The sequence below is a fragment of the Nonomuraea cavernae genome (assembly GCF_040655715.1).
Taxonomy (GTDB): Bacteria; Actinomycetota; Actinomycetes; order Streptosporangiales; family Streptosporangiaceae; genus Nonomuraea; species Nonomuraea cavernae_A.
Genome location: NZ_JBFAKL010000005.1, coordinates 21,364 through 47,399 on the forward strand (window position 1 = coordinate 21,364; position 26,036 = coordinate 47,399).

Annotated in this window: 20 protein-coding genes; 6 read left to right on the forward strand and 14 right to left on the reverse strand. The window is 71.9% G+C overall.

The annotated features are described in order from the left end of the window. Window positions 1-104 precede the first annotated feature (104 nt). From AB0I38_RS08745 to AB0I38_RS08765, 5 genes are all read right to left on the reverse strand, one after another. Window positions 105-743, reverse strand: a complete 639-nt coding sequence (locus AB0I38_RS08745) for a TetR/AcrR family transcriptional regulator (RefSeq protein WP_358464226.1) — start codon at window positions 741-743, stop codon at window positions 105-107. Between the two features lie 404 nt (window positions 744-1,147). Next, complete coding sequence (locus tag AB0I38_RS08750; protein WP_358464229.1) at window positions 1,148-1,342, reverse strand: hypothetical protein; 195 nt, start codon at window positions 1,340-1,342, stop codon at window positions 1,148-1,150. A 34-nt stretch (window positions 1,343-1,376) separates the two neighbouring features. Beyond that, window positions 1,377-1,646, reverse strand: coding sequence for a WhiB family transcriptional regulator (locus tag AB0I38_RS08755; protein ID WP_189128740.1), 270 nt, complete (start codon window positions 1,644-1,646; stop codon window positions 1,377-1,379). Between the two features lie 484 nt (window positions 1,647-2,130). Beyond that, window positions 2,131-3,015 carry an acyl-CoA thioesterase gene (locus tag AB0I38_RS08760; protein WP_358464232.1) on the reverse strand — a complete coding sequence of 295 codons (885 nt, stop codon included), beginning with the start codon at window positions 3,013-3,015 and terminating at the stop codon, window positions 2,131-2,133. 113 nt (window positions 3,016-3,128) lie between these two features. Further along, window positions 3,129-5,171, reverse strand: coding sequence for an ATP-dependent DNA helicase UvrD2 (locus tag AB0I38_RS08765; RefSeq protein WP_358465147.1), 2,043 nt, complete (start codon window positions 5,169-5,171; stop codon window positions 3,129-3,131). Window positions 5,172-5,323: 152 nt separating this feature from the next. Here AB0I38_RS08765 and AB0I38_RS08770 point away from each other — a divergent pair, with 152 nt between their 5' ends. Together AB0I38_RS08770 and AB0I38_RS08775 are read left to right on the forward strand one after the other, a co-directional pair. Further along, the gene (locus AB0I38_RS08770; RefSeq protein WP_358464235.1) at window positions 5,324-6,226 is read left to right on the forward strand and encodes an alpha/beta hydrolase; all 903 of its coding nucleotides are present in this window, start codon (window positions 5,324-5,326) and stop codon (window positions 6,224-6,226) included. Between the two features lie 70 nt (window positions 6,227-6,296). Beyond that, window positions 6,297-6,545 carry a glutaredoxin family protein gene (locus tag AB0I38_RS08775; RefSeq protein ID WP_189128745.1) on the forward strand — a complete coding sequence of 83 codons (249 nt, stop codon included), beginning with the start codon at window positions 6,297-6,299 and terminating at the stop codon, window positions 6,543-6,545. 97 nt (window positions 6,546-6,642) lie between these two features. Here AB0I38_RS08775 and AB0I38_RS08780 read toward each other — a convergent pair whose 3' ends face one another. Both AB0I38_RS08780 and nudC read right to left on the reverse strand, forming a co-directional pair. Beyond that, window positions 6,643-7,020 carry a hypothetical protein gene (locus tag AB0I38_RS08780; protein WP_358464237.1) on the reverse strand — a complete coding sequence of 126 codons (378 nt, stop codon included), beginning with the start codon at window positions 7,018-7,020 and terminating at the stop codon, window positions 6,643-6,645. 63 nt (window positions 7,021-7,083) lie between these two features. Then, window positions 7,084-8,058, reverse strand: coding sequence for an NAD(+) diphosphatase (gene nudC, locus AB0I38_RS08785; protein ID WP_358464240.1), 975 nt, complete (start codon window positions 8,056-8,058; stop codon window positions 7,084-7,086). Window positions 8,059-8,201: 143 nt separating this feature from the next. On the opposite strand from nudC, the gene AB0I38_RS08790 reads away from it, so the two are divergent. From AB0I38_RS08790 to AB0I38_RS08805, 4 genes are read left to right on the forward strand one after another with little or no spacing between them, the layout of a single operon-like run. Then, window positions 8,202-9,338: a siderophore biosynthesis protein gene (locus AB0I38_RS08790; RefSeq protein WP_358464243.1), complete on the forward strand. Its 1,137-nt coding sequence runs from the start codon at window positions 8,202-8,204 to the stop codon at window positions 9,336-9,338. Continuing rightward, a complete protein-coding gene (locus AB0I38_RS08795; RefSeq protein WP_358464246.1) occupies window positions 9,335-10,828 on the forward strand; it encodes an IucA/IucC family protein in 1,494 nt (497 codons plus the stop codon). The genes AB0I38_RS08790 and AB0I38_RS08795 overlap by 4 nt, the downstream gene beginning before the upstream one ends. Next, window positions 10,829-12,388 (forward strand): IucA/IucC family protein, encoded by a 1,560-nt coding sequence (locus AB0I38_RS08800; RefSeq protein ID WP_358464249.1) that lies wholly within the window; start codon window positions 10,829-10,831, stop codon window positions 12,386-12,388. Then, window positions 12,385-13,452: a type III PLP-dependent enzyme gene (locus AB0I38_RS08805; RefSeq protein ID WP_358464252.1), complete on the forward strand. Its 1,068-nt coding sequence runs from the start codon at window positions 12,385-12,387 to the stop codon at window positions 13,450-13,452. The genes AB0I38_RS08800 and AB0I38_RS08805 overlap by 4 nt, the downstream gene beginning before the upstream one ends. Window positions 13,453-13,458: 6 nt before the next feature. Here the strand turns inward: AB0I38_RS08805 and AB0I38_RS08810 are convergent, their stop codons facing one another. The 7 genes from AB0I38_RS08810 to AB0I38_RS08840 form a co-directional block, all read right to left on the reverse strand. Continuing rightward, window positions 13,459-16,722, reverse strand: a complete 3,264-nt coding sequence (locus AB0I38_RS08810) for an ATP-dependent helicase (protein ID WP_358464255.1) — start codon at window positions 16,720-16,722, stop codon at window positions 13,459-13,461. Beyond that, window positions 16,716-20,075 carry an ATP-dependent helicase gene (locus AB0I38_RS08815; protein ID WP_358464258.1) on the reverse strand — a complete coding sequence of 1,120 codons (3,360 nt, stop codon included), beginning with the start codon at window positions 20,073-20,075 and terminating at the stop codon, window positions 16,716-16,718. The genes AB0I38_RS08810 and AB0I38_RS08815 overlap by 7 nt, the downstream gene beginning before the upstream one ends. Before the next feature lie 227 nt (window positions 20,076-20,302). Next, window positions 20,303-23,176, reverse strand: a complete 2,874-nt coding sequence (locus tag AB0I38_RS08820; protein WP_358464261.1) for a CDP-glycerol glycerophosphotransferase family protein — start codon at window positions 23,174-23,176, stop codon at window positions 20,303-20,305. Between the two features lie 91 nt (window positions 23,177-23,267). Continuing rightward, complete coding sequence (locus AB0I38_RS08825) at window positions 23,268-23,588, reverse strand: MGMT family protein (RefSeq protein ID WP_358464264.1); 321 nt, start codon at window positions 23,586-23,588, stop codon at window positions 23,268-23,270. Further along, window positions 23,576-23,935 carry a hypothetical protein gene (locus tag AB0I38_RS08830; RefSeq protein ID WP_358464267.1) on the reverse strand — a complete coding sequence of 120 codons (360 nt, stop codon included), beginning with the start codon at window positions 23,933-23,935 and terminating at the stop codon, window positions 23,576-23,578. The genes AB0I38_RS08825 and AB0I38_RS08830 overlap by 13 nt, the downstream gene beginning before the upstream one ends. 22 nt (window positions 23,936-23,957) lie before the next feature. Beyond that, on the reverse strand, window positions 23,958-25,121 hold the full coding sequence (locus AB0I38_RS08835; protein WP_358464270.1) for a S8 family serine peptidase: 1,164 nt from the start codon (window positions 25,119-25,121) through the stop codon (window positions 23,958-23,960). Further along, window positions 25,115-26,014 carry a hypothetical protein gene (locus AB0I38_RS08840; RefSeq protein WP_358464273.1) on the reverse strand — a complete coding sequence of 300 codons (900 nt, stop codon included), beginning with the start codon at window positions 26,012-26,014 and terminating at the stop codon, window positions 25,115-25,117. Before AB0I38_RS08840 ends, AB0I38_RS08835 begins: the two co-directional genes overlap by 7 nt. Window positions 26,015-26,036 lie beyond the last annotated feature (22 nt).

Here is a 26,036-nt window from a genome sequence, read left to right on the forward strand (position 1 = left end):
CCATCGAACCTCCCACGTAGCCGACACCACTGTTGGTTCGGCTACGCGGAACGATGAACGCCCGGCTCACCTAGGTCAATACGTCCTGTGCGCGAATGCACCGATCACTTACCGACATGTACGGCGGGGCCGAGGGGAAGCTGCGACAACCCGGTCCACAGCACCCTCATGGCCGCCTCGACCAGGTCGGCGCGTGGCACATCCGGATGCCTCGTCCACCACTGGGCCAGGCCGTCGGTGCCGGTGATCAGCAGCTCGACCACCGCCTCGGTGATCAGCGCTCCGGGATCGAGGCCGAGCCGGCTCAGGTCGCGGGCCAGCATCGCGGCCACCGCCCGAGTGCGGGTCTCCCTGATGCCCCAGCGCACGACCTTGATCTCGGCGTCGTCCTCGTCAGTGCGGTCGAACAGCAGGCACCGAGCCTCCGGCCGGTCCTCGGCGAAGCTGAAATAGGCGTCGAAGGTGGCGCGCAGGCGGTGGCCCGGGGACCCGGAGCCGGTGATCCGCGCGCCGACATGCTCGACCAGCAGGGCGTTCTGCTCCTGGAGGACCGTGATCAGCAGCACCCGCTTGGACGGGAAGTGGTCGTAGAGCACCGAGCGGGTCACCCCGGCGGAGGTCGCGATCTCCTCCATCGCGGTGGCGTGGTAGCCCCGGGCCGCGAACACGGAGAGCGCCGCCTCAATGATGCGCGCCCGGCGGACGGATCCCGGCACGCGCCTCTTCGGCTCCCTGACTTCCACGCCCGCACCCTACCCGTTGACTCACGCGAACCAACGGCGTAAGGACCGAAATAACCGACACATGCGTCGGTTATGCAGCCTGCAGGTCGGCTGAACGGCAGGGCCTGCCACTACGCCTACTACGAGGACCCGGGCACAGCTCGGCCGAGCGCCCGTCCTCCTTCCGGCGTTCCACCGGCCCCGGCTGGGCTCTGGTGGGCGAGGCCGGTCACTTCAAGGACCCGGTGACCGCTCAGGGCATCCGCGACGCGATGCGTTTCGGCCGCCTGCCCGCCTGACCAGGAGACGAACCTGACCGGGACACGAACCTGACCGGGACACGAAAGAGCCGGGCGCGATCGTCGCGCCCGGCCCTATCAAAGGGATCCGCGGGAGATCCTGCGCCGGCGGCAGGATCTCCCCCGTCAGACTTCGCGGCTCAGAGCCCGGCTGAGGCGCTCGTTCGCCCGCCGCACTCCGCGCTCCGCCTGTCGCACACGTCGGATGCGCGAGATCAGGCGTTGCTCCTCCGCTTCGCGGTGGAGCGTTTGTATTCGGTCACTGACCAGTTCATGGTAGAGATACGGCAGTTCGAGGCCTCGGGTGAAGTTCGTGCTCATCTGTCTGTCTGCTTTCTCGTTCGTTGGTACGTGTTCAGGCTGCGACCGGGTGCTTCCGCGGGCGGCCCCTGGGCCGCTTGCGGGGTACGACGGCTCCCCGGAGGATCAGCTCGCCACCCCAGACGCCCCAGGGCTCCTCGCGCTCGAGCGCGCGGTCCAGGCAGGCCTTCTGGATCGGGCAGCCGCCGCAGAGCGCCTTGGCGAACTCGACGTCCTCCGGCGACTCGGCGAACCACAGGTCAGGGTCGGTACGACAGGGGATCTTGGCTTCGTCGATCAGGTCCATGATCGTCTTCGCCCCCATCTTGTTTCTCCTTCTGATCGATCTTTTGATCTTGGTCGGGCACCTCGTGGGTGGTGGGGGGATCACGGAAAACAAAGAGGCCGCGGATCCTGTGTACGGATCCGCGGCCTGGGGGCTGCTCTTGTGCCGGTCAGGTTATGACCGGAGCATCCCTCCAGGGTTGCGGACCACGCATTCCACCCTTGGTGACTTGCTGGGTCGGCATGTCGGCGCCTGCGGAGACGGGCGCGCCCTCAGCGCTGGCACCCAGGTGGGCGAGCGCATAGGCGGTGGCCTGACTACGGGCAGACTCGTGCTGCCGCAGCCTGGCCGGCCCATCGACGAGCCTCACCGAACTACGGCATGCGAACGTGAGCCACGGCGTGGCAGACATCTGGATGCTGATCACTGGGACTCACCTCCGCTCTGGGACAGTTGGACAGGACCGTCCGACTTGCTTGACCATGACCCTAAACCGGGAAGCCGGGAACCGGCAACATATTTTCTACCTGCGATTTTGTGACCTTGTTGTGCGGATCAGGGCCTCCTGGACGACCGAGACGACGAGCTCACCCGACGCGGTGAACATCTCACCCCGTGCGAGCCCCCGGCCCGCGCCCGCCCATGGCGACTCCTGGGCGTAGAGCAGCCAGTCATCGGCCCTGAACGGCCGGTGGAACCACATGGCGTGGTCGAGCGAGGATCCCTGCACGTCGGAGGCGCCGAACGCCATGCCGTGGGCCAGCATGATCGTGTCAACCAGCGTGAAGTCGGACGCGTAGGCGGCCAGCACCACGTGCAGCAGCGGGTCGTCGGGCAGTTCGGCGTGGTAGCGGAACCACACGTTGGTCTGGGCGCTCTTCAGGGCGGGATTCTGGTAGGCCTCCCAGGTCAGCGGAGAGGCGTAGCGGGCGTCGACCGGACGCGGCCGCGACAGCCAGTCGCGGTATTCGGGCGCGTCGCCGACCAGGCCGATCATCTGGTCCTGGAACATCGGCAGCGTCTCGGCCTCGGGCACCACCGGCATCATGGACGCCTGGTGCTCCACACCCTCCTCGAAGATGTGGAACGAGGCGGACATCGTGAAGATCGCCTTGCCGTGCTGGATCGCCATGATGCGGCGGGTGTTGAACGACCGCCCGTCGCGCAGCCGCTCGACGTTGTAGACGATCGGGATGGACGGGTCGCCGGGCCTGATGAAATAGGCGTGCAGCGAGTGCACGGTCCGGTCATCCGGCACCGTACGGCCGGCCGCGACCAGCGCCTGCGCGGCCACCTGTCCCCCGAACACCCGCTGGATGCGCTCCTCCGGGCTGCGACCACGGAAGATGTCGAGCTCGATCTGCTCAAGGTCGAGCAGATCGATGAGCTCTTTCAGCGCCTCATTCACGAATCCCCCTCGTGATTACCGTCTACCGGCAAGTCTGACTTGTCGCTCATGACACACCAAACCCGCCCACCGTATGATGGCGTGCCTTCATTTCGGTGCAGTTACGGCGAGCGTCAACCGCCGGCCGAGCGGCAGAGCCCCAGGACCGCCTCGCCGTAGCGGTCGACCTTGACCCGGCCGATGCCCGCGATCGACAGCAGCTCCTGCTCGCTCACCGGCACCCGCTCGGCGATCGCCTGCAACGTCACATCCGTGAAGACGACGTACGGCGGGACCTTCGCCTCCTTGGCCATCGCCGAGCGCCACGCCTTCAGGCTCTCCAGCAGCGCCTCGTCGTAGTCGGCCGGGCAGGTGGCGCACCGCCCCAGCTTCTGCTCCGCGGCCGCCGTCAGCGTCTTGGCGCACACGCGACAGCTCACCGGCGCCGCGACCTGGCGGCGTTCGCGGGTGGCCGAGGCGGCTCGGGGCGGGGCGGAGGCGCGGCCGGTGAGACCGTCGAGGAACCTGGACGGCCGGCGGCCCTTGCGCCCCCCGGGCGAGCGGGCCAGGGCCCACGACAGCGACAGGTGCTCGCGGGCCCGGGTGATGCCGACATAGAGGAGGCGTCGCTCCTCCTCGATCTGCTCCGGCGTCTCGGCGTAGATGATCGGGATCATGCCGTCGGTGAGACCGACCAGGAAGACGGCGTCCCACTCCAGGCCCTTGGCGGCGTGCAGGGAGGCCAGCGTGACGCCCTCGACCGGCGGGGCGTGCTGCTCGGACGCGCGGCGCTCCAGCTCGGTGACGAACTCCGGCAACTCGGCCCCCTCGGCCGCCATGTCCTCGGCCAGGTCGGCCAGCGCCTTCAGCGACTCCCACTTCTCCCGGGCCTTGCCACCGCCGGGCGGCTGCGGGGTGAGGCCGACCCCCGCCAGGATGTGGTGGACCTCCGAGGCCAGCGGCTCGCCCGACGCGGACCTGGCGGCGCCGCGCAGCAGGACGACCGCCTGGCGCACCTCGGGCCGCTCGAAGAAGCGTTCGGCGCCGCGCAACACGTAGGGGATCTCGGCCTTGGCCAGGGCCGACTCGTACGCCTCGGACTGCGAGTTGGTGCGGAACAGGATGGCGATCTCGCGCGAGGCGACGCCCCGGTCGAGCAGCTTCCTGATGGCGCGGGCGACCCCGGCGGCCTCGGCCGGCTCGTCGTCGTAGTCGGTGAAGACGGGCCTCGGCCCCTCGGGCCGCTGGGCGACGAGCCGCAGCCGGTGGGGGGACCGGCCCTTGGCGATGACCAGGTTGGCGAGGTCGACCACCTGCGGGGTGGAGCGGTAGTCGCGGACCAGCTGGATCACGGCGGCGTCGGGGTGCTCGACGGCGAACCCGGTCAGGTAGCGCGGCGTGGCGCCGGTGAAGGAGTAGATGGTCTGGTTGGGGTCGCCGACCACGCACAGGTCGTCGCGGCCACCGAGCCAGGTGTCGAGCAGGAGCTTCTGCAGCGGGTTGACGTCTTGGTACTCGTCGACCACGAAGTAGCGGTATTGCTGGCGGATCTGCGCCGCCACCTCCTGGTGCTCGGTCATCACCGCGGCGGTCAGCTCCAGGATCGTCTCGAAGTCGACCAGGTGCCGCTCACGCCTGATCTGCTCGTACGCCTCATAGAGGACGGCCACCTGATCGGCGGGAACCGGAGGCGTACGGTGATGCTTGCCCGCGGCCGCGACGTAGTCCTCCGGGCCTATCTGGGTGACCTTGGCCCACTCCACCTCGGCCGCGATGTCCCGCAGCTCGGACCGATCCGGATTTTTCCGGATCCGACGGCAGGCCTCCACCAGCACCGGCAACTTGGACTCGATCACCGAAGGCGCCTCACCGCCGATCACCCGCGGCCAGAAATAGGTGAGCTGCCGCAGCGCCGCCGCGTGGAACGTGCGCGCCTGCACCCCCGGCGCGCCCAGCGCGCGCAACCGCTGCCTGAGCTCCCCCGCCGCCCGTGTGGTGAACGTCACGGCGAGCACGCTCGGCGCGTCGACCACGCCGCTGCGCACCGCGTGGGCGATGCGGTGGGTGATGGCCCTGGTCTTGCCGGTGCCGGCGCCCGCGAGCACGCACACCGGCCCGCGCACGGCCTCGGCCACCTCGCGCTGCTCCGGGTCGAGCCCGGCCAGCACGTCGTTCACGTCGCTCACCTGTCAATCCTCCCAGCCGGTGGCGGTGCGGTGCTCCATTCTGGCAACATGCCGCCCGGTGCCCGTCCCGGTCGCCAAGATGCGAGAATCGATCACTTCCTTCACAATGGGGCCCGACCATGTCCATGGGGAAAGGCAAGGCTGTGCGATTTGCGGTTTTCGCCGGCGCGCTGGCGCTCGCAACCATCGCGCTCACACCGGTGACCGCACACGCGACCACAGGGCCCACGCCGGGACCGGAGGCCACGACACCCACCGACCCGTACGGACTCGGCGGCCTGTCGTTCGAAACCGTCTCCTACGCCTCGCAGCGCCGCCAGGACATGGACGTCTGGTGGACCTCCGACGGCACGCAGCGCCCCGGTGTCTTCCTCATCCACGGCGGCTGGTGGTCCAGTGGCGACAAGAAGGGCATGAGCGAGATCGCCCGCGGCTACGCCGAGCTCGGCTACACCGTCTTCAACATCAACTACCGGCTCACCAGCCAGGCCGCCTGGCCCGCGCAACGCACCGACGCCTTAGCCGCGATCGCGAGGGCCCGCAAGCACGCCGAGCGCTGGTCGTTCGATCCCAAGAACTACGTGGTGGTGGGGTTCTCCGCGGGCGGGCACATCGCGGGGGCCGTCGGCACCTACGGCAACGGCCTCACCGGGCTCAAGGGCGTCGTCGGCCTGTCGCCGATCGTCTCCCCGCTGCGCGCCTACGCCGATGGCGCCGCCAGCACCGATCCCTACAAGCGCAAGCTCCGCACGTCGGCGATCAAGCTGGCCGGCGGCTGCGCCCCCAAGGGCAAGTGCTCGCGGATCTGGGCCAGCATGGAGATCGCCTGGCACGCCAGCCGCAAGGACGCGCCGATGCTGACCATCCACTCGCAGGACGAGTTCGTCCCGGCCACGCACAGCCAGGTGCTCAAGGAGATGCTCGGCCAGGTCGGCGTGCCGGTGACGATCTTCACCACGCCCGGCGTGGCGCACAGCTCGGCCCTCTACCGCGAAGAGGGTGTGACCGAGCGCGTGCAGCGGTGGATAGCCGACCGCATCGGTTAGGGATTACCCGGCACTTCCCCGTTGTTGCACCGAGCGCCTGTTTCCTTGTCCTTTGGAGGGATCCACCGACATGGCGCTCACGGTCTACAGCACCACCTGGTGCGGCCCATGCAAGCGGCTGAAGTCGCAGCTGACCCGCGAGGGGATCAGCTTCGACGAGATCGACATCGAACGCGACCCGGACGCGGCTCAGTTCGTGATGAGCGTCAACAACGGCAACCAGGTGGTGCCGACCGTGGTGATCGAGACCCCCCGGGGGCGTGTGGTGCGTACCAATCCGTCCGCTCGTGAGGTCAAGGCTCTGCTCGAAGCGGCCTGACCACCAACGAGAGCCCCCGGCTTCCCGCCGGAGGCTCTGTCGGTTGGTTTACTATGCCCACGAGGACCTGGGTGGTTGAGTCACTCAGGTCCTCATCTCAGTGGACGTGACTGTCGAGCTTCTGCTCCAGACGCGCGATGTCGCCCTTGAGCTCGATCCGCAGATCGCTGATGTCGGTCTTGAGCTCGGTGCGGACACTGCTGATCTCGGCCTTGAGCTCGGTGCGGACACTGCCGATCTCGGCCTTGAGCTCGGTGCGGACACTGCCGATGTCTCGCTTGAGCTCGTTGCGGACGTCGATGATGTCGCCCTTGAGCTCGACCACGGCGTTGGTGATGGCGCCCGTCACGGCGTCGATGACCCGCCGCTCCGAGGCCTTGATCTTGTCGTCCATCAGCACTTCGATGGCCGCGTGCTGGATCGCCAGCTTCTGACGCTCGAGATCCAGGATCTCGACGATGTGAGACTCGTTCATGGGCATGAGTTTACCGCTTTCGCTACCGAAGGTGTCTTCGAATTTACGGTAAGTGACATCGGGTCACCAGTCTCCAGCCAGGGGGCCGCCGTACCAGGTCTCGATCAGCCGGCGGGCGATCGAGACCGCGGGCGGCAGGCGGATCTCGCCCGAGCGCAGCGCGTCGGACAGCTCCTCGCGGGAGAACCAGCGGGCCTCGGCGATCTCCTCGGCGTCGAGGGTGAGCGTCGTCATCAGGGCGTCGGCGAAGAAGCCGAGCATGAGACTGCGTGGGAAGGGCCAGGGCTGGCTGCCGAGGTAGCGCGGGTTGACGACGGTGATGCCGACCTCCTCGGCCACCTCCCTCACCACCGCGTGCTCCAGCGACTCACCCGGCTCGACGAACCCGGCCAGGATCGACAGGCGCCTCTCCGGCCACTGGGGGCCTCGGGCCAGCAGGCAGCGGTCGTGCTCGTCGCGGATCAGCATGATCACCGCAGGGTCGACGCGCGGGAAGTGCTGGCTGGAGTCGCGCGGGCAGACCCGGATATGGCCGCCCGCCATCACGTTCGTACGGCCGCCGCAGCGCGGGCAGAACTCGTGGGTGGTGTGCCAGGCGTCCAGCGCCACGGCGTAGACCAGGAGCCCCGCGTCACGGTCACCCAGCAGCCCGCCCGCCTGGCGCAGACCCGCGGGGACCGTCGCGCCGTCGGGCGTGTCACGCAGGCTCAGCGGGACCGTCACCCGGCCGTTGACATCGGCGGCCGGCCCGCCCGGCAGTGGCGCGGCCACCGCGAAGTAGACGACGTCGCCGTCGACGCCCAGGAGGTAGCGCTCGCCCGGCGGCGCCTCCTCGGTGGTGAACAGCACCGCCCGCACCTCGTCGCCGACCCGCCTGACCAGCGTCTGACCGTCGTGGACGAGCAGGACCCTGGTCGTCGGCTCGGCCCAGGCCCGCTCCAGCCAGGCGCCGTCGGCCCGCAGCGCGGCCGATCTGTCGATGGCGCCGCGCGCGAGGAGCAGCGGTCCGATGAGTTGCTCTGCCGCCCTGGTCTCCACGGGCCCACCTTCCCGAATCACATGCCATCCTATGACCTCAGAGTTAGCCACCGGTTACGGTATCCGGGCGGCGAGGTGATCTCTCGCGAGTTAGGATCATCCGGTTAGGTTAGCCTTACCTGATCGTCCGGGGGTGTCACGCGTTGCGGCTCTACATGACCGCGATCAAGCCGACCGATTCGGTGACCGACGGGTTCCTGCCCGCCGCGCGGGCCCTGGGCTGCCAGGTGACCATCCTGACCGACTGGCCCGACCGGCATCCTGATGCCGTGGCCTGCGACGTTCGCGATCCACGGGCCCTCATCGACGTGATCGCCGGTCTCGGCCGGCCCGACGCGATCTTCACCAACTCCGACCACCTTCAGGCCGAGACCGCCTTGGCCGCCGACTACTTCGGGCTGCCCGGCAAGGACTGGCGGGCCTGCCTGGCCGCCAAGAACAAGTTCCTGACCCGTCGCCGGCTCGCCGAGGCGGGTGTCGAACGGGTCCGCTCGGTGCGACTGGCGCCCGGCGACCCGGTGCCCGGCGGTCTCCCCTACCCCCTGGTCGTCAAGCCGCGCGAGGGAGTGGCCAGCGAGGACGTGGTGCTGGTCGAGAGCGACCTGGCCGCTGCGGTGGCCGAGGTCAGGAGGCGGCGCCCCGGCGAGGCGCTGGTCGTGGAGGAATACCTGGAGGGGCCGCTGCGCACCCTCGAAACCCTCGGCGACGGCGCCGAGCTGCGTGTGCTGGGCGGGTTCGCGACCACGCTGGGGCCGCTGCCCCACTTCGTGGAGGAGCGGCTCGACTGGGCGCCTGGAGGACCCCACGAGCACGTGCTGGCCGCGCTGCGGGCGCTGGGCGTCGGCTTCGGCGCCTGCCACACCGAATACGTCGTCACGCCCGCCGGGCCGCGCGTCGTCGAGGTCAACTACCGCGCGATCGGCGACCACTGCGACTTCCTGCTGGCCGACGTGCTCGGCGTGCCGCTGTTCGAGTGGATTCTGCGGGTGCACCTCGGTGAGCCGGTGCCCGCCGTGCCGGAGATCTCCCGGTACGGCAGCGCGGTCAGCCTGGTCGCCGACCGGTCCGGAACGATCACGTCGGCGCCCGGGGCGGAGTCGGTGGAGTCAGGCGACGTCCGGCTGTGGCACCGGCCGCTGCGATCCGTGGGCGACGTCGTCCGGCGTACCCACACCAACCGCGACTACCTGGGCGTGATCCGGGCCGTGGGGCCCGACAGGGCGCGGGTCGAGGCGGCCGTGGGCGCCTACCGGGCGGCCCGGCCCTGGGTGGTCGGGTGAGCGAGCGCGAGTCCCGTCTCGCGGCACGCGTGCTCGACGCGCTGCTGCGCGAGGACTACGGGAGGCTGTCGTCGCGGGTGAGCCGGAGCCGGGAGGGCGTCCGGATGACGCTGGCCGGCGGCCGGGCGGTGCGGCTGGCGCCGGGCCTGCTGTTCCAGGACTTCGTGGTGGCGCCTGAGGAGCGGCTGCGGCTGGGTGAGGTGCTCGACACTCTGGCCGAGGTGGCCGATCCGGCGGACGCTGAAGGGGTGGCCGCGTTCTCCGAGGAGTGCGCGCAGGCGCTGGCCGCCTCGCGACTGCACGACGAGCGGCTCGCCTCGGTGCTGGCCGCGCGGCCGTCCTACGAGTCGCTGGCCGCCTTCGTGGACCATCCCGTCTATCCGACGTCCCGTGCCCGGCTCGGGCTGTCGGCGGCGGAGCTGGTCGCGTACGCGCCGGAGTTCGCGCCCTCGTTCGAGCTGAGGTGGGCCGTGGTGCCGCGGACGGCGCTGGCGCCGGGTCCGGTCACCGAGCTTCCGCCCGACGTGGCGCCCGGCCTCGCCGCCGACGGGGTGCTGTTCCCGGTGCATCCTCTGGCCGTGGAGGAGGTACGGAAGGTAGGCGGGGTGCGGGTGCTGGACGAGGCCCGGCTCACCGTGCGGCCGACGCTGTCGATGCGGACCGTGGAGGTCGGCCCGCGGACCCATCTCAAGCTGCCCCTGCCCACCAGCACCCTCGGCGCGCGCAACCGCCGCTCCATCAAGGCCGGCACACTCGAGGACGGCGCGAGGGCGGAGCTCCTGCTGCGCCGGCTGGCCGGTCCCGACGTGCTGGTGGCCGACGAGCAGACCTACGCGCACGCGGGCCACGAGTATCTCGCCTGGATGGTGCGCCGGCTGCCCGAGGGGAAGATCGTGCCGGTAGCGGCGCTCAACGTGCCCGGCGTGCGGGCTGAGCTGGGCGACGTGCTGGGCGACGTGCTGCCCGCCTACCTGCGCCTCCTGCTGCGCTGGCACGTGCGGTTGTTCGTGCGCTACGGCGTCGCCTTGGAGGCGCACCAGCAGAACCTGGCGCTGGTCTTCCACGAAGGCCGGATGCGGCTGCTGGTCAAGGACAACGACGGGCTGCTCGCCTCCCCCGCCCGGCTGGCGGCGGCGGGGGTCGAGGCGCCGGACTTCACCGACCGGCGGATGCTGACCGACGATCCCCACGCGCTGGCCGACGTGTTCGTGACCATCACCCTGCACCTGGCGGCCGCGGCGGTCGTCTTCGGCGCGCTGCCCCACAGGCGGGCCACCGCCCTGCTGCGCGACACCCTCGCCGAGGCGCTCGACGAGCACGGCGGTGACCCCATGGCCAGGTTGCTCCGGGCCAGGACGCTCGACGCGGCCAGGCTCACCGGCAAGTCCATGATCACCGCCGGGACCCTGGTGGCCAAGGAACGGTCCGGGGCGCGTGACATCAACAAGTTCTACGGCACCAGCGGGCCCAACTACCTGAGGAGAGCTTGAATGCACGGTCTGGTCCTCGACGCGCCCGCCACGCTGGCCGAGGAGGCGACGCTGGCGGCCCTGCTCCGCTGCTGCGTGCGGGAGGTGGCCGGCCCTCGCGGGCTGGTCTGGCCCGCTCCGCCGTACCTTCTGCTGAGAGTGGCGGATCGGCTGCTGCGGGTCCGCACGCACGGAGGCGCGGCGCTGCGTTTCGACGGGCCGGCCGAGCGCCTCGACAACGGCGCCTGGCAGCCGCTGACCTCCGACGAGCTGGTACGCCTCGCCGAGGCCGAGCTGTCGGGCGGGCTGCCCACCGCCCACAATGGGGAGTTCGCCCGGCAGGTGGCCGCCAGCAGGGCCGCGGTGGCCGCGATCCTCACGGCGCGGGCCGGGGCCGAGCCACCCGCCGACCCGTGGCTGAAGTCGGAGCAGGCTCTCGTCTACGGGCACCCGTTCCATCCCAGCCCCAAGGCGCGCGGCGGTGACGAGCACGACTGGCTGCGTTACGCACCCGAGGCGCACGCGGAGTTCCCGGTGCGGCTGCTCGGGGTGCGCGAGGACGTGCTCGCGCAGGCGGGTGACACGTCGGCGCTCGACGCGCTGGGCGAGGCGCCGTCCGGCCACCGGCTGCTTCCGGCGCACCCGTGGCAGCTCGACCTGCTGCGCCCGGTGCTCGGCGCGGAGCTGGTCGACCTGGGCCCGGGGCCGGACGTGATGCCCACCTCGTCGGTCCGCACGGTCTACGCCGCGCAGGCGCAGGCGTGCCTGAAGTTCAGCCTGGACGTCCGCATCACCAACTGCGTGCGGAAGAACGCCTGGTACGAACTGGCCGGGGCGGTGGAGCTGACCTCACGGCTGGGCCCGGTGTTCGACGAGGTGTCCGCCAGGTTGCCGGGCACGCGATGGCTGCCGGAGCCCGGCTACCGTTCGGCCGCGCTCGGCACCCGGCTGCTCGAAGGACTGGGCGTGATCGTCAGGGCCAGCCCGTGGTCCGTGTGCTCGGCGGGCGTCGTTCCCGTCATGGCCGGGGCGCTGGCCCTCGACGCGCCGGACCGCGATCCGCTCGCCTGGTGGACGGCATACGTGTCGGTGGTGGCGCTGCCCGTGCTGGAGCTGTACTTCAGGCACGGCGTGATCCTGGAGCCCCACCTGCAGAACGTCCTCGTGGGCCTCGACGACGGCACGGACCTGCCCGTCGAGGCGGTGTTCCGCGACCTGGAGGGCACCAAGCTGGTCGCGGGTCGCCATGACCTCGGCGGCGTGCCGTCGCGGGTGGCGCAGGCGCTGACCTACGACGCCGAGCGCGGCTGGGACCGGGTGGTCTACTGCCTGCTGGTCAACCACCTCACCGAGATCGCCGCCACGCTCGCCGCGCCGCACGGCGACGAGGTGCTGCGCGAGCTGTGGCGGGCGGCCCGCGAGATCCTCGCCCGGCACGCCGCCGACCTCGGCTGGCCGCTCCCCCTGTCCAATCTGCTGGCCGGTGACCCGCTGCCCGCCAAGGCCAACCTGAGTGTCCGCTGGGCCAGGGCGGCCGACCGGTCCGCCGGGTACGTCCCGATCGCCAACCCGCTCGCATGATCACCCCGAGCGTCCGGGCCGCCGCCCTCCGGGCGTCCGGTGTCCCCGCCTATGTCTACGACCTGCCCGCGCTGGACGAGCACGCCGCCTCGGTACGGTGGGCGCTGCCGGACGTCGAGCTCTACTACGCCGTCAAGGCCAACCCGGACCCCGAGCTGCTGCGCGTGCTGGCCCGGCACGTCGACGGCTTCGAGGTCTCCTCGGGCGGCGAGCACGCCCACGTCGCCGGGCTCTTCCCGGATATGCCGCTGGCCCTCGGCGGGCCCGGCAAGACCGACGCCGAGCTGCGGCTGCCCTGCCATCGGCTGCACGTCGAGTCGCCGGGCGAGCTGCGCCGTCTCCTCGCCACCGGCCGGGAGGCCGACGTGCTGCTCCGGATCAACCCCGATCTTCCGGTCGAGGGGGCCGCGCTCACCATGGACGGGCCGTTCGGCATGGACGAGGCCGGCGTCGAGGAGTGCCTGCCGCTCTTCACCGACCGGGTACGGCTGCGCGGCCTGCACGCCCACCTGGCCAGCGGCCTCGACGCCGAGCGGCTGCTGGACCTGGCCGAGCGGCTGCTGGACACCGACCACGCCGAGGTCAACCTGGGCGGCGGCATGGCCGTGGACTACGGGGCGCCGGAGGAGAGGTTCGACTGGGCCGGCTACGGCGCGGGCCTGGCCAAGCTGCGCCGGGCGGGGCAGCACGTGCGGGTGGAGCCGGGCCGGGCGCTGACCGCCTACTGCGGCCACTACGTGACCTCGGTCGTGGACGTGAAGCGGGTGCGCGGTCAGGCGTACGCCATCCTGCTGGGCGGCACCCATCATCTGCGCACGCCGGTGACCAAGGGGCACGACCAGCCGTTCACCGTCCTGCCCACGGGCGGCGGACCGGGCGTGACGGACGAGCCGGTCACGCTGGTCGGCCAGCTGTGCACCCCCAAAGACGTTTTCGCCCGAAATATCGTGACTTCAGTGCGAGTGGGGGACACGGTGGTGTTCGCGATGGCCGGGGCCTACGCCTGGAACATCTCCCACCACGACTTCCTGATGCACCCCCACCCGGCGTTCCACTACGTCTGAGGGCCACTACGTCTGAGGGCCGACCGGCACCGCCTCGATGAGCGCCACCAGGCCGTCGGCGCCGAGCAGGTCCACCGGGCGGACGGTCCGGTTGGCGCGCACGTAGTGGAAGGCCGCGCCCACCCGGTCGAGCGGCACCCCGGCCAGGTGCGACCAGGCCAGGCGGTAGGCGGCCAGCTGCACCGACGCGGCCTCGGCCGCCCTGCCCTTCGGCGGCTCGCCGGTCTTCCAGTCGACCACCTCGTAGCGCCCGCCGGGCAGCTCGAAGACCGCGTCCATCCGGCCGCGCACCAGCCGGTCGGCGATCATGGTCTCGAACGGCACCTCCAGGTCGAGCGGCCGGCGTTCGGCCCATTCGCTCCGCTCGAAGAGCCGCTGCAGGTCGGCCAGACGCACGTCGGCCTCCTCCACCTCCTCCACCAGGTCCAGATCGAAGTCGTCGAGCAGCCGCTGCTGGTCCCAGCGCGACTCCAGCCACTTGTGGAACGAGGTGCCCCGGCGGGCCAGCGGCGCCGGCTTGACCGGGACCGGACGGCGGATCCTGCGGGCCAGCTCACGGGCATCGGCCGCCAGCGTGACCAGCGACGACACGGTCAGCTTGGACGGCAGCTCGACGGTCGTCGACCCGCGCCGCCGGTGCAGCTCCCGCTCGCGGAGCAGCAGGTCGGTGTCGCGTTCCCAGGCCCGTACGCGTTCCTCCTCGAACGAGCGCAGCGGCTCGTCCTCGGCCGGGACCAGGTCTCCCGCCAGCGCGTCCTCCACCAGCCGGGCGCCGTCGAGCACCGACTCGTACCGCAGCCCCTCGGGCGTGACCGGCCAGACGGCGGCGGCGGGCTCGGCGAGCAGCGGATTGGTCGTGCCCTCGGCCAGGGCGGGCGCCCAGAAGGCCACCCGGTCGGCGGTGTCGGCGATCTCCAGCAGGAAGTCGGACGGCTCCAGCGGCTTGGACGCGGTGCCCCAGCGGTAGCCGGAGGCGATCAGGTGATAGTGGGCCCGGGTCACGGCCACGTACGCGAGGCGCCGCTCCTCCATGAGGTCGCGCTCGCGGCAGCTCTCGTCGAACGCGGCCAGCTCCTCCTTCGACAGCCCGGTCAGCCGGGGCAGGTCACCGACGTCGCCGCGCAGCGGATAGGGCAGCTTGCGGGGGTTCTCGGTCCAGCGACTGTTGGTGACCGGCGTGGCCGGGAAGACGCTGCCGGTCGCGATCGTGCCCTTCGAGCTGACCAGCTGCGACAGGCCCGGCACGACCACCACCGGCCACTCCAGGCCCTTCGACGCGTGGACGGTCATCAGCTTGACGCTGTTGCTCTCGCCGACCCGGCCCGCCTCCAGCCCGAACTCCTCGCTCTCCGCCGCCTGCAGGTAGGCCAGGAACGCGCCGAGCGTCGGATCCTCGGAGTCGCCCGCGAACCTGGAGGCCGCGTCGAGGAACGCGTCGAGGTCGGCCCGGGCGGCGAAGGCACTGACCGTGCCTCCTCGCGCCGCGACCTCGATGTCGAGGCCCAGCCTCCGCTCCACCTCGGTGATCAGGTCGGGCAGCGGCTGCCCGGTGTGCGCCCTGAGCTGGCGCAGCTCGTACGCCAGCGTGACGAGCCGGGTCCTGGCCAGCGGCGAGAACGCCTCCAGCCACGCCTCCCGATCGGGCAGCTCGTCGAGCGCGTCGACCAGGCTGCCGCGCTCCTCGGCCAGGTCGGCCACCACCTGGTCGAGCGGGTCCTGCTCCCGGCGGCCCCCGCGCGACTCTCGGGTCAGCTCCCGGGCGTACTCGCCGAGCACCCGGAGGTCGGCGGGCCCGATCCGCCAGCGCGGCCCGGCCAGCAGCCTGGCCAGCGCGTCACCCGCCGTCGGGTCGTAGAGCACCCGCAGCGTGGCCACGATGTCGTTGACCTCGGGGACGGTCAGCAGGCCGCCCAGACCCACCACCTCGACCGGGATGTCACGCTCTTCGAGCGCCCTGCGCAGCGCGGGGAACTGCGCGCGCTTGCGCGCCAGGATCGCCACGTCCTGCGGCTGCACGGCCAGGGTCTTCTTGCGCTCGCCGTCGCCCCACGGCAGGCCGTCGGGCGCGACCTCCTGGCCGAGGATCGCCGCAACGCCGTCGGCGATCCACTTCGCCTCGTCCTCGGCCGTCTCGTGGAACGCGCAGGTGACCCGGCCGCGGTCGATCCGGTTGGGGCCGGGCACGAGCACCGGCACCTCTCGGGCCTCCATGCGCAGCGGCAGCTGGACACGGGCGGCCACGTCGAGGACGCGGTCGCCGTTGCGGAAGCTGACGCCGAGCTGCCGCACCGGGGCCGGATCGCCGGCGCCGGTGCGGAAGTCGGTCGGGAACCGGCGCAGGTTGCCCGCCGAAGCGCCGCGCCAGCCGTAGATCGACTGGCAGGGGTCGCCCACCGCCGTGACGGGGTGGCCGTTGCCGTACAGGCTCCGGAGCAGCACCAGCTGGGCGTGGCTGGTGTCCTGGTACTCGTCGAGCAGCACCACCGCGAACCTGGAGCGCTCGATCTCGCCGACCTCCCTGTGGTTGGCGGCGATCCGGGCGGCCAGCGACATCTGGTCGCCGTAGTCGATGACCTCCCTGGCGCGCTTGAGCCGTTCGTACGCCTCCACCAGCGGCAGCAACTGCTCCCGCGCGGCCTGTACGCTGCCCGGCCTGCGCTGCGCGAGCGTGGTGCGGCCCGGGAGCCCGGCCTGCCGTTCCGCCAGCCACTCCCCCATCCGCCGCACGTCGGCGGCGGTGCGCAGGTGCTCCGACAGCTCACCGGCGAGCTCCAGCACGGCCGCGGTGACCGACGGCGGGCCGAGCTCGATCCGGTCCATCGGCCCGTCGTACCTGGCCACCACCCGCGACGCCAGCTGCCACGAGACGGCCGGCGTGACCAGCCGCATGGTCGGCTCCAGCGCCTCGCGCAGCGCGTGGTCGGTCACCAGCCGGGCCGCGTAGGCGTGGTAGGTGGAGACGGTCGGCTCCTCGTCGAGCAGCCCCGGCTCCATCAGGCCGGCCTCGGCCAGGCCCGCGAGCCGTTCCCTGACCCTGGTGGCCAGCTCGGCCGCGGCCTTGCGGGTGAACGTCAGGCCGAGCACGTTCTCCGGCTTGACCAGGCCGTTGGCGACCAGCCAGACCACCCGGCCGGCCATGGTCTCGCTCTTGCCCGAGCCGGCGCCCGCCATGACGACCATCGGTTCGAGCGGGGCCTCGATGACCTCGGCCTGCTCACGGGTCGGCGGCAGGACACCGAGCTTCGCGGCCAGCTCGGCGGGACTCAGCACACCTGACCCCCGTTGTCGTTGACCGGGCAGCTCGCCCTGGCCGCGCAGGTGCGGCAGCCGTCGTTGACCTTGGCCTGGAAGAACGGCCCCGACATGCCGATCGCGACGGTGTCGACCAGGTTCTTGGCCCAGCCGGGGTCGGCGTCGTCGGCGAGCGCGCCCTGCTGCTGTTCGAGGGCATCCTTCTTGCCCGCCGCCTTGCCCAGCTGGACCAGCGCGGCGCCGCCCGGCTCGGTCATGCCGTGCCTGGCGAACGCGCCGAGCAGCGCGGCCAGCTGGTAGACGCCGAGCTGGGGATGGCGGTCGAGCTCGCCCGCCTTGGGTTTGGAGCCGCCGGTCTTGAGGTCGATGATCACCGCTCGGTTCTCCGAATCGCGCTCCACGCGGTCGACCCGGCCCTTGATCTGGACGCCGTCGCTCACGGTCGCGGTGAAGGCCTCCTCCAGCGCGACCAGCTCGCGGGGGTTCTCCTTGTGCCAGCGCAGGAACTTGCCGATCATCTGCTCGGCCACCTGGCGCTGCTTGCGGTTGAACCACACGCCGCCGAAGTCGAGCTCGTTCCAGATCTCGTCGAGGCGCTCGCCCAGCAGCTCCTCGTTCGGCAGGTCGGTCGCGGCCAGCACGGCGAGCGCGTGGATGACCGTGCCGAGCCCCTGGGCGGAACTGGTGCCGGCCGCCCCGACTGCCGTCTCCAGCAGCCAGCGCAGGCCGCACTTGCTGAAGCTCTCGACCGCCGACGGGGAGATCCTGACGACGTCGTCCGGCCAGCTCAGTGGGCGGTCGTCGGTCATGGTCGTGAGGGCGTACCAGTCGCCGGGGTGCGCGCCCTGGACTCCAGCGGCGGCCAGCCGGGCGAGCTGCTGGGCGGCCTTCTGCCGTACCTTCGCCGATCTGGTGGGGTCGGTCACCGCGCTCCGGAGGTCGGCCACGAGGGCCGACATGTTCAGCCACCGCGCCCGGTCGTCCACCGTGGCCGTGTCGACGGCGCCCGGCATCAGCTCGCTCAGGAACCGGGACGGCCGCTCGTCGGTGTCCTCGCCGCCGACCGCGGTGACGACCAGCCTCTTCCTGGCCCGCGTCGCGGCCACGTAGAACAGCCGGCGCTCCTCGGCCAGCAGCTTGGACGCCAGCGAAGCCGCGCTCGGCCGTGCCCCCTCCACCACCTCGACCAGATCCTCGACCCCCAGCATCGAACCCCTCAGCCGCAGGTCGGGCCAGACGCCCTCCTGCACGCCCGCGACCACGACCACGTCCCATTCGAGCCCCTTGGACCGGTGCGCGGTCAGCACCCGCACCGCGTCGCCGTCGGGCGCCCGCTCGGCCAGCGTGTCACCCGGGATCTCCTGCGAGGCCAGATCGTCCAGGAACACCTCGGGCCCCGCCTTCGGCATCCGGTCCACGAACCTCGCCGCGTGGTCGAACAGCGCCACCACCGCGTCGAGGTCGCGGTCGGCCTGCGCCCCCCTGGCGCCCCCCGCCAGGCTCAGCTCCGTCCACCGCTCGGCCAGGCCGCTGCCCTGCCAGACGGCCCACAGCACGTCCTCGGCGGTGCCCTGCCGGCCCACGGCCTCCCGGGCCGTGGTCAGCAGCCTGGCCACCCGCTCGACGGGCAGCGCGACGTGCGGCTCCACCCGGGTCAGCTCCCGCACGTCCCGCACGGCCGCCACCAGCAACTCCCCGGACGAACGCGCTCTCGACGAGTACGGGCCGGCGCCGTCCTCCTCCGGATCCTCGGCGACCTGCTCGTCACCCGGCCCGCCTTCTGGGACCGCGTGTTCGGTGGACGGGACGGCGTCGTGCTCCGCGTCCGGAGGGCTTGCCTCGGACGTGGCGGTGGGCGGTGCGCCGTCGATCGCCTCGTTCTCGGCGATCTTCAGGGCTCGGCGGAGCCGCCGGACGCCGATCATGTCCGTGCCACCGAGAGGGCCGGTCAGCAACTCCTCGGCCACGCCCTCGTCGAGAGCCTCGGGATCGAGCGCCACCCGGAGCATCGTCAGCAGGGGCCGTACGCCGGGCTCCTGCGCGATCGGCACCTCGTCGCCCGCCACCATCGTGGGCACCCCGGCACTGACCAGGGCCCGCCTCAGCAGAGGCACCTGCCGGGTGGCGGAGCGCACGAGCACCGCCATCCGATGCCACGGCACCCCGTCGATCAGGTGAGCCCGGCGCAGCGTGTCGGCCACGACGGCCGCCTCCTGGCTGATGCTGTCGGCGAGCAGCACTCGCACCTCGCCGGGCTCGGCGTCGTCCACGGGCACCAGCTCCCGATGCCCGTGCGTCCGCCGCCCCCCGGTCCGCGGTCCGCCGGGGACCGGATCGGCCGCGGAACCGGCGGTCCCCTCGCCGAAGTCGAGGACGGGAACGGGTGGCGCGTCGAGGACGGGTGTCGCGTCGGGGGTGGGGGCGGCGGGGAGCCGGGTGGCTACGCGGCGCGACGCCTCCAGCAGGTCGGGCCCGCTGCGCCGGCAGACGCGCAGGGCCAGGACCGGGGCGTCCCGCCCGTCGAGGGTGCGAAACCGTTCCGGAAATTTCAGGATCCCGCGCACGTCGGCCCCCCGGAACCCGTAGATCGACTGGTCCGGATCGCCGACCGCGATCAGGTCACGCCCGTCACCGGCCAGCTGCCGCAGCAGGAACTCCTGCGCCGGATCCGTGTCCTGGTACTCGTCCACGAAGACCACGTCGTGCGCCGCGCGTTCCCTGCGACGCACGTCGGGGTCGGTCAGCAGCGCCGCCGCGGCCCTGATCAGCTCGGCGTAGTCGAGGGCCGGCTCCGGATCGAGGTCGAACCGGGCCTGGTAGCGCAGCGCGAACCGGCCGACGGCCGCCCAGTCGGCCCTGCCGTACCGCCTGCCCAGCTCCTCCACGCGCTCACCGTCGAGCCCGCGCTCGTACGCCCGCGACAGGAAGTCGCGCAGTTCCTCGGCGAACCCGCGCGTCTTCAGCGGCTCACGCAGCGAGGCCGGCCATTCGGGCGCCCCGTCCTCCAGCTCGCCGTGCAGCAGCCGGCGTATCTCCAGCAACTGCTCGGGACCGGTGAGCAGGCGCGGCGGCAGCTCACCGGCGAGCACCGCCTCCCGCCGGAGCAGGGAGTAGGCGTAGCTGTGGAAGGTCAGCGCCAGCGGGGTCCTGGTCGTGCGGCGGAGGCGCCCGGTGACACGTTCGCGCAGCTCACCGGCGGCCTTGCGGCTATAGGTGAGGATCAGCACCCGCTCGGGATCGACCCCGCGCCGCTCGATGCGCTCGACCACCGACTCGACCACGGTCGTGGTCTTGCCGGTGCCGGGGCCCGCGAGGACGAGCAACGGGCCACTCCCGTGCCGGACCACGGCACGCTGGTGCTCATCGAGCACAGGGGCCTCGACAGGCCCCCCGCCTCCACGTCGCACCAATCGCCAGGTCTGACCACTCACAACACTAGATTCCACCAGACCACAGGGGTAGATCGTGCCGAGTTGACCGGCCTCCCGCCGAAACCGCCCACGATATCGCGGCAAATATCCACGTTCTCGCCGACACGCCGCCCAGAACCGTACGCCTACCGCCAGGGCAGACGGCGTTGGAGGTCTGAGGCGGGCGGCTAGGAGAAGATGCGGTCGACCACGCGGGCCGTGGCCTTGCCGTCGTCCCGGGGAGCGAAGGTGGCCCGGAAGGCGTCGTAGCGGTCGGAGTAGGTGGCCGCCACCTCGTCGATCGACCGCAACGCCTCGATGACCTCGGCCGAGGTCGACAGCAGCGGCCCCGGAGCGGTCTCCGGCAGGTCGATGTAGAGCCCTCGCTTCGAGGCGTACTTCGCCAGGTCGTAGCCATAGAAGACGATGGGCCGGCCGGTGGCGGCGAAGTCGAACATGACCGAGGAGTAGTCCGTGACCAGCACGTCGGTCACGAGCAGGAGATCGGCCATGTCCGGATAAGTCGTGACGTCGCGGGCGATGTCCGGGACCGCCGGCACCGCCTGCATGGCGTGCCCGCGCACCAGCAACTCGTGGTCGGCGCCCAGGGCCTCACGCGCCTTGGCCAGGTCGAGCTTGACCATCGCGTTCTTGCGGTCGTAGTCGCGCCAGGTCGGCGCGTAGAGGACCACCCGCTTGCCCTCGGCCAGCCCCAGCCGCTCGCGCACCGAGGCCGCGAGCCGGTCGCGGTCGGGCGAGGAGAGCACGTCGTTGCGCGGCAGCCCGCTCTCCAGCACCTCGCCCTGGTAGCCGAACGCCCGGCGCAGCACCGGCGTGGCCCACGGCGACTGCGACAGCAGCACGTCCCAGCCGCGCACCTCGGCCACCTGCCGGTGGTAGACCGGCGGGCGCGGGTCGCGGGCCATGTGGGGCTGGTCGTTGCCGATGTGCTTGACCGGAGTGCCGTTCCACGTCTGCAGCACGACCTGGTCCTCGCGGGAGCGGAACCACACGGGCAGGAAGGCGTTGGTCACGATGTAGCGGGACCTGGCCAGGGCGGCGTGGTGCTCGCGACTGCCCGCGCGCACCACGGTCGCGCCGCCCGGCGGGACGAACGCGCCGTCCTTGACGATCCAGATGTGCTCGCGGTCGTCGCCCCGGCGCAGCCGCTCCTCGTAGACGGCCCGGACGCTGTCGGCGTAGAGGCGCCCGTCGTTGACCACGTAGACGGTGGCGTCGTTGAGCGGCTCCGTACGCTGCGCGGGGTAGAAGACGCGGCGCAGCACATGGGTGCCGGCCACGCCCTTCTCGCCGGCGGGACGGTCCTCCTCGACCGTGACCACCGGCACGTCGAAGCGGGTCGACACCATGCGGTAGACACGGCCGTCGAACGTGCGCGGGTCCTCGTCGAGGCCGGACAGCGCGGCGTGGTCCATGCGCAGCGGGACGATCTCGCCCGACGGGTGGCGGATGGACATGTTCCAGGTGCCGGACGACAGCGGCACCGCCTCGCCGAAGCGGTCCATGGTCGAGGGGGCGAGCCGTACGGAGAACTCGTCGCCCGAGCGGTCCATGGGGATCCAGTAGCACAGCCCCGAGCGGTGCCGCAGGGTGACGACGCGCGGCCCGGCGGCGTCGGGGTAGCGGCCACGCAGGACCAGCGACTCGCCCTCCCAGACCGCCGAGGTGATCACCGGGCGGATGCGGTGGGCGGACACGATCACGCGATCGCGGCGGTCGCCGAGCACCGTGATCTCGCGGTCGCCGGACGGCACGCGGATCTCGCCCGAGTCGGCGAGCATGACGGACGCGGCGGGGTCGCCCTTGGGCTCGACCCAGAGCCGCCGCCCGTCCTTCTCCTGCAGCAACGCGGGGACGGCGAGGCTGATCAGGACCTCCGTGCCGTTGGCGACGGGGGCGAACTCGGCGGCCATGCGATGCCCGCCGAGGCGGGCGTGACCCTTGGTGACCGTGCGGCCCGGCAGGAAGATCTTGAGGTCGAGGTGGTCGTCGTGGACGGAGGCGTCGGCCAGCTCGGCGCGGTTGGGCTGGAGCACGACCTGCAGGGCGCGGTCGGAGGTCCAGACCGGCCTGGCCCACAGCCCCGGCCGCAGCTTGCGCCCGGCGGGCCGCTCGGGCCGGCCGATCGACGAGCCGCGCAGCAGGCCCGTCCCCCGGGCGCCGCGGCTCCAGAACACGATCTCGGCACGCCAGGTCGTCGCGTCGCGGACGGCGGGCCGGTGGCGCATGCGCCGCCGGACAGCGGAGACCAGACCCCGCACCGCGCCGCGCCAGCGCAGCGCCCACGGGTTGAGGTCAGCGGAGAAACCGGACCAGTCGTAGTTGCAGCCCGGCTCACGGGCGCCGTGAGTGGCCTCGGGGGCGAGCACGCGGCGGGTGCGCAGGCGTACGGGCGGCAGCCAGCGCGGCCCGCGCAGCACCACGGTCGCCCGGTTGAACCGGCGGCTGCGCACCGAAAGGCCGGCGAGGTAGGCGAAGCCGGTGACCCGCAGTCTGCCGTCGATCCACTGGATGTCGTCGATGTGGGTGACGGGCACCATGTCGGCGCGCCGCAGCCGGAACAGGGCGGGCGGGAGCTCGTCGCGGAACGGCAGCTCGGCGTACCAGCGCAGGCCCTTGCGGATCCGCTTGGACGGCTCGGCCGAGGCCGCCACGACCTTGGTCAACGTGTCGCCCTCGACCAGCTCGGCGTCGGGCCGGTGCTCGATCAGATGGCAGAGGAGACGCCGGGCGACGGGCAGCTCGCGCTTGACGCCGGGGTCGACGGCCGCCAGGTAGGGGCGGACCAGGGTGAGGAGCTCACGCCTGCGCGGGACGCCACGCTTGACCGCGAGGTCCATCCGGGCGGCCAGCGGCCCGCTGAGCACCTCGCTGTCGAACGCCGCGTCGCGACCACCGGGGCCCACGGCCCGCATGACCGCGTCGAGGGGCTCGCCGCGGTCACAGAGGTCCTGGACGACCTTCAGGCGGTCGGCGGCCTGATCGCCGCCCTGGCTCTGGGCTGTGCCGCCCTGGCTCTGGGCTGTAACGCCGGTGGCCATCGGGGGACCGCCTTTCGGACCGCCATCACTGTTCAGCCCATGCTAAGGGGAGTCATCTGCCACGGATCCGCCAAGCGGACAAACCCGCAGGTTAAACGCTTTCCTGAGAATCCGCTGAACGCCCGCCCCACCGGGCCCGCCGCATGTCGACCCGGTCGCCGCGGAGCGGGGTGCCTTCGTCCCTCCAGTGGGCCAGGCAGCGTTGCTCGTGGTCAGGGGCGCCCGTACCGTCGGCGTGGACGACCCGCCACCAGGGCACCCCGCCGCCCCACGTCGACATGACCCGGCCCACCTGCCGAGGCCCGCCTTCGCCGAGATACTCCGCGATGTCGCCGTACGACATCACCATGCCCGGGGGGATGGACTCCACCACCTCGAGCACGCGCTCGGCGTAGGGGTTCACGGGCGCCATTCGGCTGGGCCGGCCTCGATGATCTCGTCGAACTTGCCCATCTCCATCGCGGTGCCGTCGGCCAGCACCTCGAGGACCCCGTCACGCAGCGCGTAGATCTCGCCGTCCTCGCCGACGAGCCTGGCGCCGAGCAGGGTGGCCACCCTGACGAGCTGGGCCACCTGCCAGTCGGAGCCGGGCTCGCCGACCAACTGGCCCTGCCAGCGCCCCACAGCGTGTGTGCCGCCGCCATGCCTGGCGACGATCTCGTGTGTCTCGCGCAGCTCGAATCCGGCCGGCGAGATCGCCTTCGCCAGGTCAGGGAAGGCGATCGGTGCCTCCCGAACCACGCGGAGCTCGTATCCCATGAGGCGCGACCATAGCGGATCTTTAACCTTTGCGCTGATTGAGGACGATGATCGCCCCGGAGAAGGTGACCAGCGCGAGCAGCACGCCTCCGCCGTACAACCAGAGCCGCCAGGGATCGGGGCCGGGCTGAGACAGCGGCGGCGAGTCCTTACCCACTCCGAAGTGCAGGTTGTTGGGCACGGCCAGCTCGGATCTGACGCCGGCGAGCTTCGCGGCGGCGTTGAGCGCCGCGCCCGCGTCGACCACGCCGAACCCGGTCTTGTCGTCGTATCCGGCCGCCGGACGGCCCCGGGCGCCGTCGATCAGCGCCTGCGCGACCTGTTCGGGTGGCATGGCCGGATGGCGCGACTTGATCAGCGCGGCCACGCCCGCCACCAGCGCGCCGGCCGGGCTGGTGCCCTTGGCCAGCTCGTAGCCGCCGGTGCGCCTGATGACCGGGACGTCCATTCCGGGCGCCGCGACGAGCACGGACAGGTTGTCGCTGCTGAACGCGGCGCCCCTGCCCTGCCTGTCTACGGCCGCCACGCCGATGACCCCGGGGTATCCGGCGGGGAAGCTCCAGTAGGAGGTGCCCTTCTCCTTGGCGTAGCCGGTCTGCCCGTCGTTGCCCACGGCTGCGACCAGCACGACGCCCTTGCCCAGCGCGTAGGAGACCGCCTCACGCTCGGACTTGACCGGTCCGTACGTCCCGATGGACATGGTGATGACCTTGGCGCCGTGGTTGGCGGCGTAGCGCAGGGCCCGGGCCAGCGGGCTCTCCACCGTGCTCTCCGCCTCCTTCAGGGGGTCGAGGCTGTCGACCGGCGGATCCTCGGTCACGGCCACGGGCAGCGACAGGATGCGGGACTCGGGCGCGACCCCGACCAGTCCGTCGCCGGCGCCGGAGCCGGCGACGAGCCCGGCCATGGCGGTGCCGTGCCTGCCGGGCTCCACCTTGCGGTCGAGGGAGGCCGAGCTCATGTCGGGGCCGAGGGTCACCCGGCCGCGCAACTCGCTGACCTCGGCGTCGACGCCGCTGTCGATCACGGCCACGGTGACGCCCGCGCCCTTGGTGACGGTCCACGCCTGCTCGACGTTGAGCGCGTCGAGGACCCACTGCTGCCGCTCGCGTACGGGCTCGTCGATCGCGGGCCCGGGCAGCAGGAGGGTCGCGGCGGTCAGCGCGCGCGCGACGACGCTCAGCACACGTTCCCCTGGGTGCACGGCGGGACCTTGGGCGGATCCGCGAGGAAGTAGGCGATCTGGTTGCCGATCGACTTGGCGGCCGACCAGAGCTCGCTGTGCAGGATCTCCTCCTGGGGAATGGCGGCCCGGGTGCGCGCGTCGGCGTAACCCCCGGTGGAGAAGACGATGTACGGCCCGGCGCCGACCCAGCCGGTGCGCTGGCGCTGGGCGTTGCCGAACCGCTCGGTCACCGTGTCGGGGAAGGCGACGGGCAGCACGCCGACCCGGTCGTCCTGGCTGAGCTGCTCGGTGGCCGAGAGCCTGGAGTCCTCGTCCTTCAGCACGGCCACCCCGACCGTGAAGACGAACGTGGACGTCTGGTCGACGTAGGTGGCGCGGAGCATGGTGACACAGCCGTGGTCGTCGAGGATGCCGGCCACCGAGGTGTCCACGGCGTCACGGCACGCGGTCTCGGGGGCGATGCCGACGCGCCTGGCGTACTGCTGGGCCCGGTCGAGCCCGACGTACTTCACCTCTTCGGGGAACACACCGGTCGCCGGCCACGCCTGCCAGCGCCGGGCGATCTCCTCCTGCTTGTAGCGGGTCTGCTCGGCCCCGGTCAGCGGTCGCGACCTGGTCTCGGCGAACAGGCCGATGGTGCCGATCAGCGCGACGAGCGCCGACATGGTCAGCACGGCACCCACGAGCAGCACGAACCAGCGGCGGTAGCGCACGCCCTGCCGGAGCGCCTCCGCCTCCACGCGTTCGCGGACGGCCGTGGCGCGGCGGGAGGAGGCGGCCGGCCAGGCGCGCACGCGTGAGCCACGGCCCGCGGGCGCGCCGAGCGGGTTTCTCCGTCCCGGTGTGGCTCCGGTGCCGCGTGGCAGCCCTGAGGTGGACCTACGTGCCTTCACCACCGCCTCGTTCCCAGGCTCG

Excerpts from the sequence above, each read along its gene's own strand:
- AB0I38_RS08750 (WP_358464229.1), bottom strand. The coding sequence starts at position 1,342 with ATGAGCACGAACTTCACCCGAGGCCTCGAACTGCCGTATCTCTACCAT.
- AB0I38_RS08755 (WP_189128740.1), bottom strand. The coding sequence starts at position 1,646 with ATGGGGGCGAAGACGATCATGGACCTGATCGACGAAGCCAAGATCCCC.
- AB0I38_RS08775 (WP_189128745.1), top strand. The coding sequence starts at position 6,297 with ATGGCGCTCACGGTCTACAGCACCACCTGGTGCGGCCCATGCAAGCGG.
- AB0I38_RS08780 (WP_358464237.1), bottom strand. The coding sequence starts at position 7,020 with ATGAACGAGTCTCACATCGTCGAGATCCTGGATCTCGAGCGTCAGAAG.
- AB0I38_RS08800 (WP_358464249.1), top strand. The coding sequence starts at position 10,829 with ATGCACGGTCTGGTCCTCGACGCGCCCGCCACGCTGGCCGAGGAGGCG.
- AB0I38_RS08805 (WP_358464252.1), top strand. The coding sequence starts at position 12,385 with ATGATCACCCCGAGCGTCCGGGCCGCCGCCCTCCGGGCGTCCGGTGTC.
- AB0I38_RS08820 (WP_358464261.1), bottom strand. The coding sequence starts at position 23,176 with ATGGCCACCGGCGTTACAGCCCAGAGCCAGGGCGGCACAGCCCAGAGC.
- AB0I38_RS08825 (WP_358464264.1), bottom strand. The coding sequence starts at position 23,588 with ATGGCGCCCGTGAACCCCTACGCCGAGCGCGTGCTCGAGGTGGTGGAG.
- AB0I38_RS08830 (WP_358464267.1), bottom strand. The coding sequence starts at position 23,935 with ATGGGATACGAGCTCCGCGTGGTTCGGGAGGCACCGATCGCCTTCCCT.